The organism is Telluria sp. ZB4P37, from assembly GCF_059685855.1.
This window is the reverse complement of the sequence record NZ_JCASID010000003.1, coordinates 106,314-126,023: the sequence shown is the minus strand read 5'-3', so window position 1 is coordinate 126,023 and position 19,710 is coordinate 106,314. Positions and strand designations below refer to the sequence as shown.

The 19,710-nt window shown below is 66.5% G+C and carries 20 protein-coding genes and 1 tRNA gene; 6 read left to right on the top strand and 15 right to left on the bottom strand.

Annotation, left to right across the window (positions count from 1 at the left end):
- The first annotated feature begins 17 nt into the window (after positions 1–17).
- A complete protein-coding gene (gene lipA, locus AC56K1_RS07870; protein ID WP_497157548.1) occupies positions 18–1,010 on the top strand; it encodes a lipoyl synthase in 993 nt (330 codons plus the stop codon).
- A gap of 59 nt (positions 1,011–1,069) precedes the next feature.
- Here the strand turns inward: lipA and ftrA are convergent, their stop codons facing one another.
- Entirely contained in the window at positions 1,070–2,041 is a 972-nt protein-coding gene (ftrA, locus tag AC56K1_RS07865; RefSeq protein ID WP_497157288.1) for a transcriptional regulator FtrA, read from the bottom strand.
- Positions 2,042–2,131: 90 nt separating this feature from the next.
- Here ftrA and AC56K1_RS07860 point away from each other — a divergent pair, with 90 nt between their 5' ends.
- The 3 genes from AC56K1_RS07860 (at position 2,132) to AC56K1_RS07850 (ending at position 5,138) form a co-directional block, all read left to right on the top strand.
- The gene (locus tag AC56K1_RS07860; protein ID WP_497157287.1) at positions 2,132–2,536 is read left to right on the top strand and encodes a rhodanese-like domain-containing protein; all 405 of its coding nucleotides are present in this window, start codon (positions 2,132–2,134) and stop codon (positions 2,534–2,536) included.
- Between the two features lie 92 nt (positions 2,537–2,628).
- Complete coding sequence (locus AC56K1_RS07855; RefSeq protein WP_497157286.1) at positions 2,629–4,611, top strand: helicase-related protein; 1,983 nt, start codon at positions 2,629–2,631, stop codon at positions 4,609–4,611.
- Between the two features lie 107 nt (positions 4,612–4,718).
- Positions 4,719–5,138, top strand: a complete 420-nt coding sequence (locus tag AC56K1_RS07850; protein WP_497157285.1) for a PaaI family thioesterase — start codon at positions 4,719–4,721, stop codon at positions 5,136–5,138.
- A 4-nt stretch (positions 5,139–5,142) separates the two neighbouring features.
- Here the strand turns inward: AC56K1_RS07850 and AC56K1_RS07845 are convergent, their stop codons facing one another.
- From AC56K1_RS07845 to AC56K1_RS07825, 5 genes are all read right to left on the bottom strand, one after another.
- On the bottom strand, positions 5,143–5,661 hold the full coding sequence (locus AC56K1_RS07845; protein ID WP_497157284.1) for a peroxiredoxin family protein: 519 nt from the start codon (positions 5,659–5,661) through the stop codon (positions 5,143–5,145).
- 53 nt (positions 5,662–5,714) lie between these two features.
- The gene (locus AC56K1_RS07840) at positions 5,715–6,335 is read right to left on the bottom strand and encodes a BON domain-containing protein (RefSeq protein ID WP_497157283.1); all 621 of its coding nucleotides are present in this window, start codon (positions 6,333–6,335) and stop codon (positions 5,715–5,717) included.
- Entirely contained in the window at positions 6,328–6,924 is a 597-nt protein-coding gene (locus AC56K1_RS07835) for a phosphoheptose isomerase (protein ID WP_489874799.1), read from the bottom strand. The genes AC56K1_RS07840 and AC56K1_RS07835 overlap by 8 nt, the downstream gene beginning before the upstream one ends.
- Positions 6,925–6,991: 67 nt before the next feature.
- On the bottom strand, positions 6,992–7,351 hold the full coding sequence (locus AC56K1_RS07830; RefSeq protein ID WP_497157282.1) for a YraN family protein: 360 nt from the start codon (positions 7,349–7,351) through the stop codon (positions 6,992–6,994).
- 1 nt (position 7,352) lies between these two features.
- A complete protein-coding gene (locus tag AC56K1_RS07825) occupies positions 7,353–8,627 on the bottom strand; it encodes a penicillin-binding protein activator (RefSeq protein WP_497157281.1) in 1,275 nt (424 codons plus the stop codon).
- An 11-nt stretch (positions 8,628–8,638) separates the two neighbouring features.
- Here AC56K1_RS07825 and rsmI point away from each other — a divergent pair, with 11 nt between their 5' ends.
- Positions 8,639–9,550, top strand: coding sequence for a 16S rRNA (cytidine(1402)-2'-O)-methyltransferase (rsmI, locus tag AC56K1_RS07820; protein WP_497157280.1), 912 nt, complete (start codon positions 8,639–8,641; stop codon positions 9,548–9,550).
- A gap of 55 nt (positions 9,551–9,605) precedes the next feature.
- On the opposite strand, the gene AC56K1_RS07815 is transcribed toward rsmI, so the two are convergent.
- Positions 9,606–10,259, bottom strand: coding sequence for a cell envelope integrity TolA family protein (locus AC56K1_RS07815; RefSeq protein ID WP_497157279.1), 654 nt, complete (start codon positions 10,257–10,259; stop codon positions 9,606–9,608).
- Positions 10,260–10,332: 73 nt separating this feature from the next.
- On the opposite strand from AC56K1_RS07815, the gene AC56K1_RS07810 reads away from it, so the two are divergent.
- Positions 10,333–10,409, top strand: a tRNA-Pro gene (locus AC56K1_RS07810).
- A 97-nt stretch (positions 10,410–10,506) separates the two neighbouring features.
- On the opposite strand, the gene AC56K1_RS07805 is transcribed toward AC56K1_RS07810, so the two are convergent.
- The 8 genes from AC56K1_RS07805 to AC56K1_RS07770 form a co-directional block, all read right to left on the bottom strand.
- Complete coding sequence (locus tag AC56K1_RS07805; protein ID WP_497157278.1) at positions 10,507–11,427, bottom strand: hydroxymethylglutaryl-CoA lyase; 921 nt, start codon at positions 11,425–11,427, stop codon at positions 10,507–10,509.
- 5 nt (positions 11,428–11,432) lie between these two features.
- The gene (locus tag AC56K1_RS07800; protein WP_497157277.1) at positions 11,433–12,362 is read right to left on the bottom strand and encodes a 2-hydroxyacid dehydrogenase; all 930 of its coding nucleotides are present in this window, start codon (positions 12,360–12,362) and stop codon (positions 11,433–11,435) included.
- A 27-nt stretch (positions 12,363–12,389) separates the two neighbouring features.
- The gene (locus tag AC56K1_RS07795) at positions 12,390–14,414 is read right to left on the bottom strand and encodes an acetyl/propionyl/methylcrotonyl-CoA carboxylase subunit alpha (protein WP_497157276.1); all 2,025 of its coding nucleotides are present in this window, start codon (positions 14,412–14,414) and stop codon (positions 12,390–12,392) included.
- A gap of 65 nt (positions 14,415–14,479) precedes the next feature.
- Entirely contained in the window at positions 14,480–15,514 is a 1,035-nt protein-coding gene (gene bioB / locus AC56K1_RS07790; protein ID WP_497157275.1) for a biotin synthase BioB, read from the bottom strand.
- A 28-nt stretch (positions 15,515–15,542) separates the two neighbouring features.
- A complete protein-coding gene (bioD, locus tag AC56K1_RS07785) occupies positions 15,543–16,373 on the bottom strand; it encodes a dethiobiotin synthase (RefSeq protein ID WP_497157274.1) in 831 nt (276 codons plus the stop codon).
- Complete coding sequence (gene bioF / locus AC56K1_RS07780) at positions 16,370–17,557, bottom strand: 8-amino-7-oxononanoate synthase (RefSeq protein ID WP_497157273.1); 1,188 nt, start codon at positions 17,555–17,557, stop codon at positions 16,370–16,372. Before bioF ends, bioD begins: the two co-directional genes overlap by 4 nt.
- Before the next feature lies 1 nt (position 17,558).
- Positions 17,559–18,899 (bottom strand): adenosylmethionine--8-amino-7-oxononanoate transaminase, encoded by a 1,341-nt coding sequence (bioA, locus tag AC56K1_RS07775; protein ID WP_497157272.1) that lies wholly within the window; start codon positions 18,897–18,899, stop codon positions 17,559–17,561.
- A gap of 13 nt (positions 18,900–18,912) precedes the next feature.
- Positions 18,913–19,698 carry an enoyl-CoA hydratase/isomerase family protein gene (locus AC56K1_RS07770; protein ID WP_497157271.1) on the bottom strand — a complete coding sequence of 262 codons (786 nt, stop codon included), beginning with the start codon at positions 19,696–19,698 and terminating at the stop codon, positions 18,913–18,915.
- Positions 19,699–19,710: the final 12 nt, after the last annotated feature.

Here is a 19,710-nt window from a genome sequence, read left to right as displayed (position 1 = left end):
GCCAGGGTATGAGCCAAATGACCACCGAAACCGATACCGGCACTGCAGCTGTCCCAGTCTACAACGCCACCGACAAGCAAAAAGGCGCCAACAAGACTTCGCGCATCCCGATCAAGATCGTGCCGATCGCCGACGCCGAGCGCCTGAAGAAGCCGGACTGGATCCGCGTGAAGGCCGCGACCGCATCGTCGCGCTTCTACGAGATCAAGGACATCCTGCGCGCCAACAACCTGGTGACGGTGTGCGAGGAAGCCAGCTGCCCGAACATCGGCGAATGCTTCGGCAAGGGCACCGCGACCTTCATGATCATGGGCGACAAGTGCACCCGCCGCTGCCCGTTCTGCGACGTCGGCCACGGCCGCCCGGACCCGCTCGACGTCAACGAGCCGGGCAACCTGGCCAAGACCATCGCCGACCTGCGCCTGTCGTATGTCGTGATCACCTCGGTGGACCGCGACGACCTGCGCGACGGCGGCGCCGGCCACTTCGTCGAGTGCATCCAGAAGACCCGCGCCCAGAGCCCGGCCACCAAGATCGAAGTGTTGGTGCCGGACTTCCGCGGCCGCCTGGCCAAGGCGCTGGCGATCTTCGCCGACGGCCTGCCGGACGTCATGAACCACAACCTGGAAACCGTGCCGCGCCTGTACAAGGAAGCCCGTCCCGGCGCCGACTACAAGCACTCGCTCGAGCTGCTGCGCGACTTCAAGGCGCTGTACCCGCACGCGGTGACCAAGTCCGGCATCATGGTCGGCCTCGGCGAGACCGACGAAGAGATCCTGCAGGTCATGCGCGACATGCGCGAGCACAACGTCGAGATGCTGACCATCGGCCAGTACCTGGCGCCGTCGAACTCGCACCTGCCGGTGCGCCGCTACGTGCACCCCGACCAGTTCAAGAAGTTCGAGGAAGCCGCCTACGAGATGGGCTTCGTGCACGCCGCCGTGGGCGCGATGGTGCGTTCGTCCTATCACGCGGACCAGCAGGCGCATAACGCGGGCGTCGCGGCGTAAGCAGCGTTCTGCCTTGACGCCGGCCGGCCCCGCAGCATGCGGCGCCGGCCGGTGTGCGTTTACGTTGTCGTGGTGGCGCGCTGCAGAGCGCCGAGGCGGCGATAGCGGGCCGGCGGCGGCAATCCCTGGTTGCGAAAATGGCGCCGCAGCGATTCGGCCGAGCCCAGCCCGGCCAGGTCGGCGATGGCCTCGATCGCCAGCGCCGGGCGGGTTTCCAGGATCTGCGCCGCCAGCGCGACCCTTTCCTTCACCACCCAGGCCAGCGGGCTCAGGCCCGTGCGGTCCTTGAAGCGGCGCTGGAAGGTCCGCCTGCCAAGCCTCGCACGGGCGGCCATCGACTCGACCGTATGGTCCACGCGCAGGTTCTCGCGCACCCAGTCCATCAGGTGGGTGATGCCATTCTCGCCCACCGAGGGCAGGGGGCGCGCCACCCGCTGCGCCTGGCCGCCGTCGCGGTGCGCGGGAATCACCAGCCGCTGGGCGACGCGGCCGGCCAGCTCCAGGCCGAAGTCGCTACGCACCAGGTGCAGCAGCATGTCCAGGCCCGCCGCCGAACCGGCCGAGGTGACGATGCGCCCGTCCTGCACATACAGCACGTCCTGCTCCACGCGCACGGCAGGAAAGCCGGCGGCCATCTGCTCCAGGTAGCGCCAGTGCGTGGTGGCCCGCTTGCCGTCCAGCAGGCCCGCATGCGCGAGCACGAAGCTGCCCGAGCAGATCGCGCACAGGCGCGCGCCGCGCGCGTACGCACGCTGCAGGGCATCGAGGAGGGCCGGTGGGGGCGGCTCGGCGACGTCGCGCCAGCCGGGAATGACGATCGTATCCGCAGTATCGAGCGCCGCCAGGCCATGCGACACCTCGATGCGCAGGCCTCCGGTGGCGCGTAGTAGCCCGGGTTCGGCAGCGCACACGGCATACGAATACCAGGGCACGCCGAGCTCGGGACGATCGAGGGCGAACAGCTCGACGGCGCAGCCGAATTCGAAGGTGCACAGGCCGTCGTAGGCGAGGATGGCGACATGGTGCGGCATGGCGCGATGTTACCAGTTTCTGTCATGCAGGCCGGTAGCCGCCCCCGGCCCTGGCCGTCACACTGAGACTCTTTTATGAGGAGGTTCACGATGACTTCAGCAGTTTCCACAGTACCCGCAGCATCTCCCGATCAGGCTCTCGCCCATTTCTCGTCGAGCTTCGCCTACGAGACCGATTGCGCCGACGTGCACGATGCAGTCACCACGGGGCGCCAGGATTTCGTGCTGCTCGACGTGCGCAGCCCCGCGCTGTACGCGAGGGGCCATGCGCCCGGTGCACTCAATCTGCCGCAGGGGAAGATTGTCGAGGCCAAGCTGCGCGACTACCCGCTGGACACGCTGTTCGTCGTCTATTGCGCCGGCCCGCACTGCAATGGCGCGCACCGCGGCGCCGAGCGGCTCGCCAGGCTGGGGCGGCCGGTCAAGCTGATGATCGGCGGGATCGCCGGCTGGCTGGACGAAGGCTTTCCCCTGTCGACTGCCGGCGGCACCTGAGGGGCGCATCGCCCGCCTCGGTGCGCTGGCGAGCCGTGCGTGGTGGCTGCCTGCGATATAGTTGATGGCAACCAGACATCACGCAAGCGACCATGACGCACTCCCCTACCGACCCAGACGACACCCAGCACGACGACGACTTTCTGGAGCGCGAACTCGACTTTGCCGAGCGCGGCGTCGAGCTTGTAAAAATGGAAGGCCGCGTGTTCCTGCGCTTCTCGGGCGAAGTGCGCTACGAAGGCCTGCGCGTCCCCTACCGCCTGGTGCCCTCGCGCGGCGTGCTGGCCAAGCCGAGCAAGTGGCGCAAGATGGACCTGCTGGCCAGGCGCGACGTGCTGGAGGAACGCGCCACGCCCGACGCGCTCGAGCAGCTGCAGACCGAGGCCGAAGACTTCGTACGCCACATCGCTGAAGAAGCCGACGATTTCGGCTGGAACCCGATGCTCTTCCTCGACGTGCTCGACGAGCTGGAAACCTCGGAGCCGGCCGAATACGTCTTCCAGCGCATCACGCAACGCCTGGCGCACGCGGTCGAGCGCGAGCAGGAGGAGCGCCACGCGGCGCGCACCAAGGAAAGCATCAACCTGGCCGAGTATCCCGAGTCCTTCGACGTGGCCAGCCGCATGCAGCGCAAGTTCATCGCCCTGCTGGGTCCCACGAATTCTGGCAAGACCCACCGGGCGATGGAGGCGCTGGCCAAGGCTGAAAGCGGCGTCTATCTGGCGCCCCTGCGCCTGCTGGCGCTGGAAAACTACGAGCGCCTGCAAGCCGCGCGCCCGCATGGCAAACCCATCAAGGTCAGCCTGGTCACCGGCGAGGAGCGCCGCATCGCCGAAGGCGCGACCCACGTCGCCAGCACGGTCGAGATGTTGAATACCAAGACACCGGTTGAAGTGGCCGTCATCGACGAGATCCAGATGCTGGCCGACCGCGACCGCGGGGCCGCCTGGACCGCGGCGGTGTGCGGCGCGCCCGCTTCCACCGTGTTCCTGGTCGGCGCACCGGAAGCACGGCGCGCCATCGAGGCGCTGGCCGAGCGCCTCGAAGTGCCGTTGGAGGTGCACGTGTTGAAACGCATGGCGCCGCTGGCGATGGAAGCGGGGCCGGTGCGCAAACTGGGCAACCTGAGGCGTGGCGACGCGGTCATCGCCTTCTCGCGGCGCGACGTCCTGATGTGGCGCGACATGATCACCGAGAAGGGCCTGTCGGTGGCCACCGTCTACGGCAATCTGTCGCCGGAAGTGCGGCGCGCGCAGGCGGAACGCTTCCGCGAGGGCCAGGCCGACATCGTGGTCGGGACCGACGCGCTGGCGATGGGCCTGAACATGCCGATCGCCCGCATCGTGATGACCACGGCGGTCAAATACAACGGCGTTGAGGAAGAAGAGATCTCGGCGGCGCTGGCCAAGCAGATTGCCGGCCGGGCAGGGCGCTACGGCGTGCACGAGGAAGGTTTTGTCGCCGGCTACGACGACGAGACCCACGCCGTGATGCGCTCGCTAATGAAGGAAAAGATCCCGCCGGTGGCGGCCAACGGCTTCGCGGTGGCGCCCTCGCTCGAGCAGCTTCACCGCATTTCGTCAGTCACGGGCGAGACGTCCTTGGTCAAGCTGCTGCGGCGTTTTGTCCACAACATCGACGTCCCGGACGGCTTCTTCTACCCGCGCATCACCGAGGAGCAGAACGAGCGCGCCGAATGGCTGGATACGCTGCCCCTGAGCGTGGCGGACAAGTTCATGCTGTCGCTGGTGCCGATTTCGAGCAGGGTGCCGACCCTGCAAAGCGCCTGGGAGCACTGGGCGCTGTCGCTGGCCAGGAAGCGCATCTGCAAGCTGACCCCGCCCACGCAGGAGCTGTTCTACATGAATTTGCAGGAGGTCGAGGACACCTGCCGCCTGTATTCGGCCTATGCCTGGCTGGGCTACCGCGAGCCGGAATACTTCCCGAGTATCGAGCTGGCGCAGCAACTGGCGCGCGAAGCGTCGGAACGGGTGGATGCGATGCTGCAGCAGCAGAATACGGCGGCAAGGCAGAAGGGTGGGGGGCAGAAGGCGCAGGGCAAGCGCAGGCGCTAGCGGGTGCGGTACGAAATTGGATCCCGGCCTTTGCTCAGCCAATAGCCTCGGCAGCAAGATATCCCCACCCAGTGTACGATCCCCGCTTTTGCACCAAAAGCGACCCCATGACCCTGAAACACACCCCAGAATCCTTCAACGAATTCGGCAAGCCCTTCCTTCCCGGCCACCTTGGCATCCGCATCACCGAAGTGGCCGAAGGCCGCGTCTGCGCCGAGCTGCCGGTACAAACGCACCTGCTGGCCCCGAACGGCTACCTGCACGCGGGCAGCGTGGTCACGCTGGCCGATACCGCGGCCGGCTACGCCTGTATCGCCAACCTGCCGGAAGGCGCCCAGAGCTTCACCACCATCGAATTGAAATCGAACCATTTGGGCACCGCGCGCCAGGGCACCATTGCCGTGGTGGCGAGCGCCGTGCACCTGGGGCGCACGACGCAGGTATGGGATGCGATCGTGACGGACAAGGACAGCGGCAAGACGATTGCGCTGTTCCGCTGCACCCAGATGATCCTCTACCCGAAGTAAACGATCAGCCGGCGAGCTCTTTCTCGATCAGCTTGTGCAGGGCCGGGAATTCCGGCTCGCCGACATAGCGCTTGATGATCTTGCCGTTCTTGTCGATCAGGAAGGTCGTCGGCGTCAGGGTGACGTCGCCGAACTGCTTGGCGATGTCGCCGCCCGAGTCGAGCGCCACGATGAAGGGGAGTTTACGCGTCTCGGTAAAGTTCAGCACGTAGTTGGGCGGGTCGTACTGCATCGCCACCGCCACGAATTCCAGTCCTTGTGCCTTGTACTTCTCGTAGGTCTCGACCATCTGCGGCATCTCCTTGACGCAGGTGACGCAGGAAGTCGCCCAGAAATTCACCATCACGACCTTGCCGCGCATGGACTGGGTGCTGATCTTGTCGCCCTTGATGCTGATGAAGGTGACGTCGGGCGCGGCGCTGCTGCCGTTGAAGGACGCGTAGCCGATGCCGGCCAGCGCCAGCACGACCGCGCCGATGGCGGCGGGCCTGAACCAGGAGCGGGAAGAGGTGGATGCGGTCATGGGGAAGGGGATAAGAAAATGGCAGGACCGAAGTCCTGCCGCAGCAAGCAGGCTTACGAAGCCTGGCCCGACTTGACGTCTTCTTCGCTGATGTACTCGAAGATCTTGACGACGCGATTCACGCCGGCGACGCCTTTGGCGACGTCGGCCGCGATATTGCCTTCGCGCGGAGTGACGAGGCCCATCAGGTAGACCACGCCGCGCTCGGTGGTGACTTTGACCGAGGTGGCCGAGATGGTCTTCTTGTCGACCAGGCTGGCCTTGACCTTGGTGGTGATCAGGGCGTCGCTCGAACGCGAGGTATAGCTCGACGGGCCGGCCACTTCCAGCTCGTTGATCACCGCGACCACGTTCGAGATCTCGCGCACTTCGCGCTCGGCGGCCTGTTTCATGGCCTCGTCGCGGACTTCGCCGGTCAGCAGCACCTTGCGGTTGTAGCTGGTGACGTTGACGTGGCCATGCTCGCCGGTGAGCTGCTGCATCTTGATCTCGGCCTTGACGTTGATCGACTTGTCTTCGGTCTGCATGCCGATGGTGCGGCGGTCATTCGCGGAGACAGCGGTCATCACAGCGCCACCTACCGCCAGGCCGATACAGCCCGACAGCGAGGCAGCCAGCGCGGTGCCCAGTACGATTTTTGATACCAGGCCGGCCAGCGGGCGCTTGTTATTCATTCTCATCTCCTCCGAACAATGCGACGTCGATGCCGTCGCAAATGCAGTGAATCGCGACCAGATGGACTTCCTGGATGCGAGCGGTACGTGCGTGCGGCACGTTGATATGGACATCGGCATCTGTCAGCAGCTTGGCAAGCGCGCCGCCGTCCTTGCCGGTGAAGGCCACGATACGCATTTCGCGTTCCAGCGCCGCCTCGACCGCAGCCAGCACGTTGGCCGAGTTGCCCGAGGTCGAAATCGCCAGCAGGACGTCGCCAGCCTGGCCGAAGGCTTGTACCTGCTTCGAGAAGATCTCCCGGAAGCTGTAGTCGTTGCCGACCGCCGTCATGATCGAGGTATCGCAGGTCAGGGCGATAGCGGGCAGCGGGAAGCGCTCGCGTTCGAAACGGCCTACGAGTTCGGCAGCAAAGTGCTGGCAGTCGGCGGCGGAACCGCCGTTACCGCAGGCCAGAATCTTGTTGCCGTTGGACAAAGCGCCGAACATGAGTTCGATCGCCTGCGAGATAGGTTGGGCGAGAGTAGCAGCCGACTTCATTTTCAGGTCGGCGCTCTCCTGGAAGTGAGCGAGGATGCGTTGAGTATTCATAGCCGGGGATTATAGTGTAGTAGCAACCCGGGGCGGGCAACCTCGGTAAAAATTGCTTACATTTCAATTAGTCAATGATGACATCCTGTAACCACTCGACCCGGCTGCCGTCGATGGCGACCACGTCGAAGCGGCAAGGCGGGGTGACGGGGAAACGCAATAAGTAACATTGCGCCGCCCGCCGCAGGCGGCGGATCTTGGCAGGCGTGATGCTCGCGGCCGCACCGCCGTGTTCGGTGCCGGCGCGCTGGCGCACCTCGACGAACACCAGGGTAGCGCCATCGCGCATGACCAGGTCGATTTCGCCGCCCTTGCAGCGGAAGTTTTCCTCGACCGGTTTTAGCCCCTGGCGTTTCAGGTGGAGCAGGGCAGCTTGCTCCCAGTCACGGCCCTGGGCCTGCCGCAACGACAGGCGCAGCGGCCACATGTCAGCGCGCGAAGGCTGCCGCTTCGAAGTTGCCGCCGTCGCGGTAGACCGTCCCGGTCTCCACGCGGCGGAAGGATGGAGCGCTAGAGCCATTGCCCATGTCGATCGACAGGCGGCCGGTGACGCCGTCGAGCTGGAATGCGCCGGTGGGACGCAGGGCCAGCTCGCGTGCGATGCGGTAGGCATCGATGCCGAGCGCGTACAGGCGCTGCATGTCGAAGCCATCGAGGGCGCCGCCCCAGCGCGGATAGCTCGCCACCAACGGGTGCCCGGGCTGCACGGTCCAGGGCAGGTCGAGGATGCGCACGCCGGCCAGTTCGGGCGCCTGGGTCGCCGGGTCGCGTCCCGGATTGACCGAGGCGGTGCCATACGTCGGCAGCGAGGTGCCGATGGCGCTGCGCACCTGGCGCAGCTGCACCGCGTCGAGCGCCGCGAATATCAGCTGCGGCGGGTCGGCCTGGATGCGTGCGCGCAGCTCGGCCAGGGAGTTGCCGTCGACATAACCATCGCTGCTGGGCAGGTCGACCACGGAATTGTTCAGGCCCAGCTCCGACCAGCGCCTGGTGAAGGCGCCGGTCAGGCGCTGCTGCCAGGTGGCGGAACCGGTCAGCACCAGGGCGCGGCCGCCCGGCTGTTCGGCGGCGGCCCAGTCGGCAACCTGGCGCGCTTCGTCTTCGAGCGAGAGGCCGACCACCAGCATCTGGCGCGGCAGCGAACCGTCGATTTGCGGATGGTTCAGGGCAATCGTCGGCCGGCTGACGGCGCCGCTGGTCGCCAGCGCAGCCACGGCGGGCCTGGCCAGCGGCCCCACCACGATGTCGTGCTGGGGGGCGGCGCGCGCGTAGGCGTCGAGCGTGTCCTGGGTGGAATCGCTGGTGGGAATGACGTTGACGGTCACGCCGGTGCGGTCGCGCTCGTAACCGGCCATGAAGCCGGCGCGCACCGCTTCGGCAGGCTGGGCGAGCGAGCCCGACTGCAAGGGCAGCAGCAGGGCGATGCGCACGCCCTTGGCAAGCGCATCGGCGGCGAGCGGACGGCCGTCGCTCGGGGGCGGCAGTTCGACCGGACTGGTGCGCGCAGGCTCAAGGGGAGGAGGGGGCGTATAGCCGGGTTCGGTAGGCAGCGGGCTTGCACTCGGCGCGGCGGGCGCGCACAATCCGCCCGGTACGCCACAGCCGGTGTCGGGTGGCAAGGGCGTACTGCCGCATCCCGCCAGCAGGCCGAACGAGGCCAGCGCAGTTGTCGCAAGCAGTGCCTTGATATTTTCATTCAGCATCGGAACCCCTTATGACAGAACAGCAGACCATCGACATCGCCCGGCTACCCGTCATGGGCGAAGCGGCCCAGCAGTCCTATCCTACCGCAACGCTGTATGTCGTGGCTACACCGATCGGCAACGTCACCGACATCACGCTGCGCGCGCTGCACCTGCTGGCGCTGGCCGATGTCGTGGCCTGCGAAGACACCCGCAAGACCGGTGCGCTGCTGCAGCGTTTCGGCCTGGCCAAGCAGACCATTGCCGCGCACATGCACAACGAGCGCGAGGTCGCGGACAAGATCGTCGAGCGCCTGCAGGGCGGGCAGCGCGTGGCGTTGGTGTCCGACGCCGGCACCCCGGCCGTGTCGGACCCGGGCGCGCGGATTGTCGACGCGGTGCGCGCGGCAGGCCTGAACGTGGTGCCGCTGCCGGGACCATCGGCCGCGATCACGGCGCTGTCGGCCAGCGGCCTGGTGAACGACCGTTTTCACTTTGTCGGCTTCCTGCCGGCCAAGCCGAAGCAGCGCGAATCGGCGCTGGCGCTGCTGGCCCGCGAGTCCTCGACCCTGGTTATCTACGAAGCGCCGCACCGGATTGTCGAATGCGTCGAAGGCCTGGTGGCGACTTTCGAGCCGACCCGCCAGGTCGTGTTCGCACGTGAGCTGAGCAAGATGTTCGAAGAAATCCACCGCTGCGAACTGAAAGACGCGCTGGCCTGGGTCAAGGCCGACCAGCACCGCGAGCGCGGCGAATTCGTCGTGCTGGTCGAAGGCGCAGTAGCCGAGACCGACGCGCAGGATGTTGAAGCCGAGCGCATCCTGCAAATCCTGTTGACGGAATGTTCGGTGAAACAGGCCGCCAACCTGGCAGCGCAAATCACGGGCCGCAAGAAGAACGCCTTGTACGACCGCGCCTTGCAAATCAAGGAGAGTCAAAGCTAGCCCGTAGGATGGGCGGATTCCGCCCACGCGTTCAACTAACGAATGCGCCCTCGACTCACCACTTGCACCCGCTATCCTTCTTGTCCATCGCCAAAAACAGCGGCGCCAGCAACCCACCCGGTATCCCATCCTTGCAATTGCGCCGCTTGGCCTTGCTGATTGCCCGCGCCGCCTTCGATTCCGTCTCCAGCGGCGGCTCCGGAAACTGCGCCAGCGCCGTGTCCTCGCGGCCGAGCTTGGTCCGGCCCGCCAGATTGCGCGCAGTCTGCTTTGCCGCATTCATATCGAAGGCCGGCGCCTCATCGGCGGCCGGCGCCGACTCCTCCTGCTGCTGCACGGCAAACGCATCCGGCCACGACTGCTCCCTTGACTCCGGCACCGCAATCACCCGCTTCTTCGCCGACTTGGGGGTGCTGCGCGGCGACCTTGCCTCGGCGGCAGGCACTTGCGGCGCTTCTTCCACACGCGGCGGCACAGGCGGCGGCAGTGGCCGTATCGAGACCATCATTGGCTCCGGTTCCGGCTCGAAGGCAGGCATCGTCGTCCCGCTGTGGCGATAAGCAAACAACACCAGCACGTGCACGGCAATCGACACGCCGATGCCCGCGAGAAAACGCCGGTCCCCTCGCGCCCTGTCGTCGCCCATGTCCTCATGTGCTGCAAAATTCACAATATTGTCTGCCTGATCATTGTCGAAATGACGAGGCAAAGAATACGGCGGGTCACTTATTTTGCCCTTAAACCTTGACCGAAGCCTGCTTCCCCGATATGATCTTGGTCTTCGGAGTGTAGCGCAGCCCGGTAGCGCACCTGGTTTGGGACCAGGGGGTCCAAGGTTCGAATCCTTGTACTCCGACCAGCATGAAGAGAAAAGCCGACAGTGAAAACTGTCGGCTTTTTTCGTTTTCGGCCCTGCCCGGCAGCCGGGAGCGGCCCGGCACCGGGGGGGAAGCGGGTCAGCCCGCCCGCTTGGCCGCGATGGCATTCCCCGCGCGGCTGGCGCCCTTGCGGCCCAGCTGCTGTGAAATGAACTGCCCGGCGTCGACCACCTGGTCCAGGTCGATGCCGGTCTCGATCCCCAAACCGTGCAGCAGGTACAGCACGTCCTCGGTCGCCACGTTGCCGGTGGCCCCCTTTGCATACGGGCAGCCGCCCAGTCCCGACACCGACGAGTGGAAGATGGCTACGCCGACTTCCAGCGCCGCGTAGATGTTGGCCAGCGCCTGGCCATAGGTATCGTGGAAGTGGCCCGACAGCTGCAGCAGCGGGAATTCGCGGCTGGCGGCCAGCATCACGCTTTGCGTCTGGCGCGCCGTTCCGACGCCGATGGTGTCGGCGATATCGATCTCGTCGCAACCCAGGTCGCGCATGCGGCGCACCACGTCGGCCACTGCATCGAGCGGAACCTCGCCCTGGTAGGGGCAGCCGAAGGCCGTGCTGATCGAACCGCGCAGGCGCAGGCCGTTGGCCTTGGCGGCCTTCGCCACCGGCTCGAAGCGCGCGATCGATTCCGCGATCGAACAGTTGATGTTCTTTTGCGAGAAGGCTTCCGAGGCCGAGCCGAAGATCACGACTTCATCGGCCTTCGCTTGAAGCGCCGCTTCGAAGCCCTGCATGTTCGGCGTCAGCGCCGAATAGATCGTGCCCGGCAGGCGTTCAATGCCGGCCATGACGTCCAGGCTGGTGGCCATCTGCGGCACCCATTTCGGCGACACGAATGACGCCGCCTCGACATTCGGGATGCCGGCGCGCGCGAGACGGTTCACCAGCTCGATTTTTACCGCGGCCGACAGCGCCTCTTTCTCGTTCTGCAGGCCGTCGCGCGGCCCCACTTCGACAATCTTGACCTTCTTCGGCAGGCTGGCTTGTTGGTTCATGCTGATCAATATCCTAATTGGCGGTCGACGAGGTCGGCGACCGGTTGCCCGCTTTCCAGCGCTGCGACCTTGTCGGCGATCTGGCGCACGGCGTCATGGCGCACGGTGAGCGCCGAGATATGCGGGGTGATGGAAATGCGCGGCTCGTTCCAGAACGGGTGCGGCGCTGGCAGCGGCTCGTGGCGGAACACATCGAGCGTCGCGCCCGCGATGTGGCCCGAGCGGATCAGGGTCATCAGGTCGGGTTCGGCCAGGATCGGGCCGCGTGCGACGTTGATGAGATAGGCGCCCGGAAGCAGCTTGCCCATGTTGTGGCGGTCGAGCAGGTTGGCCGTCTCCGGCGTGAGCGGCAGCATGCAGACCAGCACGCGGGTGCCGCGCAAGAAAGCATCCAGCCCGTCCATGCCATGGAAGCAGTCGACGCCCGGGATGTCCTTGGGCGTGCGGCTCCACCCGCGCACCGGGAAGCCGAACAGGCGCATCGCCTCGACCACCGGAAGGCCCAGCCTGCCCAGACCCATGATCCCGACCGAAAAATCCTGTTTCTGGATCTGCGGGAGCGGGTTCCAGGCGCCGTGGCGCGCCTGCTGCTCGTATTCCTCGAAGCGGCGGAAATACCGCAGCACGGCATGCGCCACGTATTCCGCCATCTGCACGCCCATGCCGGCATCGCCCAGGCGCACGATCGGCACCGGGGGCAAGGCGTCGCCGAGCTTGAGCAGGGCGTCGACACCAGCGCCCATCAGGAAGATCGCCCGCACGTGCGCGAGTTGGTCCAGCAAGGCCGGCGTGGGGCTCCACAGCACGGCGTAGTCGCAGGGCGGCAGGGCTTCGCCTTCCCGCCAGGCGACGGTTTCCACGTGCGGCATGAGGGCGGCGAATTCGCGCGCCCATGGCTCGATCACTCCGTCTTCGCGAAACAGGAGTACGCGCATGATGACTCCCCCTCTTGTGTGGTGTTGTTAGGCCGCCTTGAACGCTAAAAGGGGTGCGCCATCGGCCACTTGGTCGCCGACCTGGTACAGCACTTCTTCCACCAGGCCGTCGCTCGGTGCCGCAATCGTGTGCTCCATCTTCATGGCTTCCATGATTACCAGCGGCTCGCCCTTCTTCACTTCCTTGCCGGCCACGGCCAGCACGGCCACCACCTTGCCCGGCATCGGCGCCGTCAGGCGGCCACCGGCGGCTTCCTGTTCGCCCGCATGGGCCATCGGGTCATTGTACGCCAGCGTGAAATGGCGGCCGCCCGTGAAGACGTGGAACACATCGCCGTCACGGCGCACGCTCCCGTGCAGCGAGGTCTCGCCCAGGCGGATGGTCAGTTCGGCGCCATCCTGGCGGACGAGCGCGAGCGGCTGGCGCTCGCCATTCGCATCGATCTCCCAGTCGTGGGAGGTATAAGTGAGGCCCACCTGGTAGCCGCCTTCCTTGCCCGTGAACTCATCGGCAAACGACAGCACGCGGCGGTAGGCGCTGTTCATGCGCCAGCCGCTGGCCTGCGCCCACGGCTCGGCGGGATTGGCGGCCCCGCGCTGGGTTTCGCCGGTGCTCAGTGCCAGCGCGGCCAGCGCGAGCGCGCCCAGTGGGGCTGCCGATGGCGCCGGGAACAGGGTCTCGCCGTGGCGCTCGATCAGGCCGGTGTCCAGGTCCGCGCTCGAGAAGGCCTCGCCTTCGACCAGGCGCTTCAGGAAGGCGATATTGGTGGCCAGGCCCACGATCTGGAATTCGCTAAGGGCCTGCGACAGGCGGGCCAGCGCCTGGGTGCGGTCCGCGCCCCAGACGATCAGTTTGGCGATCATCGGATCGTAGAAGGGCGAGATGGCATCGCCCTCGCGCACGCCCGAATCGACGCGCACGGCGGCAGGGTCCAGCCCAAAAGCGCCGAGCTCGAACTCGACGGCGGCTGGCGTGTCCATGTGGCGCAGCGTGCCGATCGAGGGCAAGAAGCCCTTTTCCGGGTTCTCGGCATAAACGCGCGCTTCGATCGAATGACCGTGGATCGCCAGTTCGCTCTGTTTCTTCGGCAGCGGCTGGCCCGCGGCCACGCGCAGCTGCCACTCGACCAGGTCGGTCCCGGTGATCATCTCGGTGACCGGGTGCTCCACCTGCAGGCGGGTGTTCATCTCCATGAAGTAGAACGAGCCGTCCTGGTTGGCGATGAATTCCACCGTGCCGGCGCCGACATAACCCACGGCACGCGCAGCGTTCACGGCCGCTTCACCCATCGCCGCGCGGCGGTCTGGCGGCATGTTCGGCGCCGGCGCTTCTTCCAGCACCTTCTGGTGACGGCGCTGCACCGAGCAGTCGCGCTCGTGCAGGTAGACGCAGTTTCCCAAGGTGTCGGCGAACACCTGGATCTCGATATGGCGCGGGCGGATCAGGTATTTCTCGACCAGCACCTTGTCGTCGCCGAACGAGCTGATCGCTTCGCGCTTGCACGAGGCCAGCGCGGCTTCGAAGTCTTCCGAGCGCTCGACCACGCGCATGCCCTTGCCGCCCCCGCCGGCGCTGGCTTTCAGCAGCACCGGATAGCCGATGCGGTCGGCCTGTTCGCGCAAGAAAACCGGTTCCTGGTTGTCGCCGTGGTAGCCCGGCACCAGGGGCACGTTGGCGCCTTCCATCAGCTGCTTGGCGGCGGACTTCGAACCCATCGCGCGCATCGAGGAACCGGGCGGTCCGATGAACACCAGGCCGGCCGCCTGCACGGCTTCGGCAAATTCCGCGTTCTCGGACAGGAAGCCATAGCCCGGGTGGATCGCCTGGGCACCCGTGGCTTTCGCCACCTCGATGATCTTCTGGCCGCGCAAATAGCTTTCCTTGGCGGCGGCCGGGCCGATCAACACTGCCTCATCGCAGACCGCCACGTGTTTCGATCCCGCGTCGGCTTCCGAATAGACGGCGACGGTGCGGATACCCATGCGGCGCGCGGTGGCGGCGACACGGCAGGCGATTTCGCCACGGTTGGCGATGAGGATTTTGGTGAACATGCGTTGTCTTTCGCTTCTTGATGATCAGTTCATGAGCGGCCGTGTCTCCCCGGCCGCAACCTGTATTAGCAGCCGCAGGCCGCCTTCGGGGCCGAATCCAGCGTGGCGGCGCGGGTTTTGAGGCCGAGCTTTTCCAGCAGCACGCGGTCGTCGTCCGCTTCCGGGTTGCCGGTGGTGAGCAGCTTGTCGCCGTAGAAGATCGAGTTGGCGCCGGCCATGAAGCACATGGCCTGCACGGCCTCGCCCAGTTCACGGCGGCCAGCCGACAGGCGCACGCGCGCTTCCGGCATGGTGATGCGCGCGACGGCAATGGTGCGTACGAATTCGATCGGGTCGAGCTTCTCGATGCCGTGCAGCGGCGTGCCTTCCACCTGCACCAGGTGGTTGACCGGCACCGATTCCGGATACGGATTCAGGTTGGCCAGCTGGGCGATCAGGCCGGCGCGCTGTTCGCGCGTCTCGCCCATGCCCACGATGCCGCCGCAGCAGACCTTCAGGCCGGCGCTGCGCACGCGGCCCAGCGTGTCCAGGCGGTCCTGGTATTCGCGGGTCGAGATCACGTTGTCGTAGAAGTCCGGCGCGGTGTCGATGTTGTGGTTGTAGTAGTCCAGGCCCGCGCGCTTGAGCTGTTCGGCCTGGCCTTCCTCGAGCATGCCGAGGGTGGCGCAGGTTTCCATGCCCAGTGCTTTTACCTCGCGCACCATGGTCTCGACCTTTTCCATGTCGCGCTCCTTCGGGCTGCGCCATGCGGCGCCCATGCAAAAGCGCGTGGCGCCGCTGGCCTTGGCCTGGCGCGCCGCATCGAGCACGGTATCGAGGTCGAGGATCTTCTTGGCCTCGACCCCGGTGTCGTAGCGCGCGGCCTGCGGGCAGTAGCCGCAGTCTTCTTCGCAGCCGCCGGTCTTGATCGACAGCAGGGTGGCCAGTTCGACGTCGCCGTCCGGGAAATGCGCGCGGTGCAGGGTCTGGGCGCGGTGCATCAGCTCCGTGAACGGCAGCTCGAACAGCGCCAGCACGTCGGCCAGCGGCCAGGTGGCGTTCTCCGCCTGCTTGATGGCGGCGACGGGGCGGTGCAGGGCGACGGTATTGGTTTGGGACATGGTGGTTCCTTCAGTGACTATTCTTTGATTACGGACGTGGGGAGTGCCAGCCCGGCAGTCCCGCAAGGTCGATGAATTCGGCGGCGGCGGCGGCCGTCGGCTCTTCCAGCCGCGGCACGTGGCCCAGCAGCGGCGCCGGGATGCGCTGCTCCAGCGCCTCGATATTCTCGCGCTCGAAGCGCATGTCCGGGTCGACGGTATTGGCGACCCAGCCGGCCAGCACCAGGCCGCGCGCGACGATCGCTTCGACCGTGAGCAGCGCGTGGCTGATGCAGCCCAGGCGCAGGCCTACCACCAGGATCACCGGCAGGTTCAGTTGCGCGGCCAGGTCGGCGCTGTCGAAGCCGTCGCTGAAGGGCACGCGGAAACCTCCCACGCCTTCGACCACCACGGCGTCGGACGCCGCCTGGATTTCAGTGTACGCGGCCAGGATCGGCACCGATTCGATGGTCACGCCTTCCAGCGCGGCGGCGATGTGCGGCGCGGCGGGCTCCTTGAGCATGAATGGCGTCGTGATGCTGATTGGGAAGTGCACGTTGCCGGCGGCGCGCAGCATGTCGGCATCCTCGTTGTGCAGCTCGCCGTCGACCATGGTGGCGCCGGCCGCCACGGGCTTCATACCGCAGGCACGGCGCCCGCTCCTGGCCAGCTTGTGCAGGATGGCGCTGGAGACCAGGGTCTTGCCGATCTCGGTGTCGGTGCCGGTGACGAAGCAGCAGAAGCGCGACGGAATGGCATCCAGTGCGCGTGCTTCCGGCTGCGTCTCGAGCACCGGGTCGGCCACTTCGGCGACGCCTTGCGCGTGACCCGGGGCGATTACGTCCGGGGTCAGTGCCACCGGCTCATTCAGGTTGTTCATGTCGTGGCCCTTTCCAGTTCATTGAGCGCGCCGGCCAGCAGCGCCACTTCCTCGACCGTGTGCGCGGCCGACAGGGTCACGCGCAGGCGTGCGGTGCCCGGCGCCACCGTCGGCGGGCGGATCGCCGGCACCCACAGGCCCTGCTCGTGCAGCCCGGCGGCCGCGCGCAATGCACCGCCGTTGCTGCCGATGATGACGGGCTGGATCGCGGTGTTCGAGGTCGCCAGCTGCCAGCGCTGTAGACGCAGCGCGCCTTGCAGGCCGTCCACCAGCGCCGCGAGGTGGGCGCGGCGCTGCATGCCTTCCGGGCCACCGATGATGTCCAGGCTGGCCTGCAGGGCATGCGCCAGCGCGGGCGGGGCGGCGGTCGTGTAGATATAGGGGCGCGAGCGCTGCACCAGCAGCTCGATCACGCTGGCATGCGCCGCAATGAAGGCGCCGCCCACGCCGGCCGCCTTGCCCAGCGTGCCCATGTAAACCAGGTTCGGCGAGCGCAGCCCGAAATGCTCGAGCGCGCCGCGGCCGTTCGCCCCCAGCACGCCGAAGCCGTGGGCGTCGTCCACCACCAGCCAGGCGCCATGGCGTTCGCACAGCCCCAGAAGCTCGGGCAGCGGCGCCAGGTTGCCGTCCATGCTGAAGACGCTGTCGGTGACCACGATTTTCGTGGCGGCGCTGCTGGCCTGTAGAAGCTGATCCAGTGCGGCGACGTCGCCATGCGGATAGACCGTCACGCCCGCTTTCGCCAGGCGGGCGCCGTCGATCAGCGAGGCGTGGTTCAGCGCTTCCGAGAAGATCATCGCGTCAAGGTCCGCGCCCAGGGCGGTGAGGATGGCCAGGTTGGCCATGTAGCCGGTGCACAGGTAGAGCGCGCGCGGCTTGTCGATATGCGGCGACATCCATTCGGCCAGGCGCTCTTCCAGCAGTGCGTGCGCGCGGCTGTGGCCACTGACGAGGTGCGAGGCGCCGCTGCCGGCGCCGTAGCGGCTGGCGCCTTCACGCAGCGCCTCGACCACCTTCGGGTGCGCCGCCAGCCCAAGATAATCGTTGCTGCAGAAGGCCAGCATCGGGCGTCCATCGACGACCTGGCGCGGCGCGCAGGCGCTGTCAGCCACGCGCAGGCGGCGCGTGAGGCTGTGCGCGGCGAGCGTGTCGAGCTTGCGGTCGATGGCGGCGATCAGGTTCATGTCAGTCCGCGATCACCGATTCGAATACCCGCTGGGTGCGCTCGGCCAGGCCGGCGATCTCTTCGTCATTCAAGATATAAGGCGGCATCAGGTAGACGGTGCGGCCGATCGGGCGCAGCAGCAGTTCGTTCTCGACCGCGCTCGTGAAGAAGCGGCGCGAGAAGCTCGAAGCACGCGCCGGGTCGGGTTCGACCGCGTCGAACGCGAAGATCATGCCGCGCTGGCGGAAGTGGCGCGCGCGGTCGTGCTCGGCCAGCGGCGCCAGCGCCACGGTCAGCTTGGTAGCCAGCTCGCGGTTGCGGTTCAGGACGTCGTCGTCCTTGAAGATCTGCAGCGTGGCCAGCGCCGCGCGGCAGGCCAGCGGGTTGCCGGTATAGGAATGCGAGTGCAGGAAGCCGCGCGTGATGTCTTCGCTGTAGAAGGACTGGTAGATTTCGTCGCTGGTGAGCACCAGCGACAGCGGCAGGTAGCCGCCGCTGATGCCTTTCGACAGGCACAGGAAGTCCGGCCAGATAGCGGCCTGCTCACAGGCGAAGAAGGTGCCGGTGCGGCCGCAACCCACCGCGATTTCGTCGGCGATCAGGTGCACATGATGCTGGTCGCACAGCTCGCGCAGCAGTTCCAGGTAAAGCGGCTCGTACATCGCCATACCGGTCGCGCATTGCACCAGCGGCTCGACGATGATGGCGGCAATGCGCTCGCCCCGTGCCTCGAACAGGGCACGCACGTCACCGATGGCGCGGCGTGCCACGTCCTGGGCCGACTCGCCCTCGTGGGCATTGCGCGCGTCCGGCGCCGGCACCACATGCGAGGCGCGCAGCAGCGGACCGTAGGCATCCTTGAACAGCGGGACGTCGGTGACGGATAGCGCGCCGATGGTCTCGCCGTGGTAGCTGCCCTGCAGGCAGACGAATTCCTGCTTGCCCGTGTGGCCGGCATTGCGCCACGAGTGGAAGCTCATCTTCATGGCGATTTCCACCGCCGAGGCGCCGTCGGACGCATAGAAGGCGTGGCCCAGCGCGTGGCCGGTGAGGGCCGCCAGCTGCTCGGACAGTTCGATCACCGGTTCGTGGGTGAAGCCGGCCAGCATCGCGTGTTCCAGCTTGTCCAGCTGGTCTTTCAGGGCCGCGTTGATGCGCGGATTGGCGTGGCCAAACAGGTTGACCCACCAGGAGCTGATCGCGTCCAGGTAGCGCCGCCCTTCATGGTCGTACAGCCAGGGGCCCTTGCCGTGGCTGACCGCAATCAGCGGCACCTCTTCGTGGTGCTGCATCTGGGTGCACGGGTGCCACACACTGCGCAGGCTGCGTGCGATCCAGTCGGAAGAGGTTTGCGGCTTCAAGATGGTTCCAGTGTTAGTTCAGCCAGGTCGGCTTGCGCTTTTCGAGGAAGGAGGCCACGCCTTCCTTGCCCTCGTTCGATGCGCGGATGGCGGCGATGCGGTTGGCGGTATCAAGCAGCAGCGCGTCCGTGACCGGCTGGCCCACGACCTCGCGCACCAGTTTCTTGGCCTCTACGACGGCGTGCGGGCTATTGGTCACCAGCGACTTGACGATGCCGGCCACGGTGGCGTCGAGCATGTCCGCTGCCACCACTTCATGCGCGAAGCCAATGCGATGGGCTTCTTTCGCGTCGAAGCGCTCGGCAGTGAGGAAGTAGCGGCGCGCCGCCTGTTCGCCCATCGCCTTGATGACATAGGGCGAGATGGTGGCTGGAATCAGGCCGAGCTTGACCTCGGACAGGCAGAAGTTGGCGACCTCGCTGCTGACTACGATGTCGCAGGCCGCGACCAGGCCCATGCCGCCGGCGTAGCAGTCGCCCTGCACCTTGGCCACGGTCGGTTTCGGGCACAGGTAGATGGTGCGCAGCATGTCGGCCAGGCGCGTGGCGTCTTCCTGGTTCTCGCTGTGCGAGTAACCCGCCATCTTCTTCATCCAGTTCAGGTCCGCGCCGGCGCAGAAGGCCAGGCCGTTTGCAGCCAGCACGATGGCGCGCACAGCATCAATGCGTCCGAGTTCGTCGAAAGCGAGCGCCAGCTCAGCGATGGCGTGCTCGTTGAAGGCGTTGCGTACGTCCGGGCGGTTCAGGGTGACGGCAGCGACCTTTTCGTCGATGGCGATGGTGAGCGTTTGATATTCCATTGTCAAGTTCCC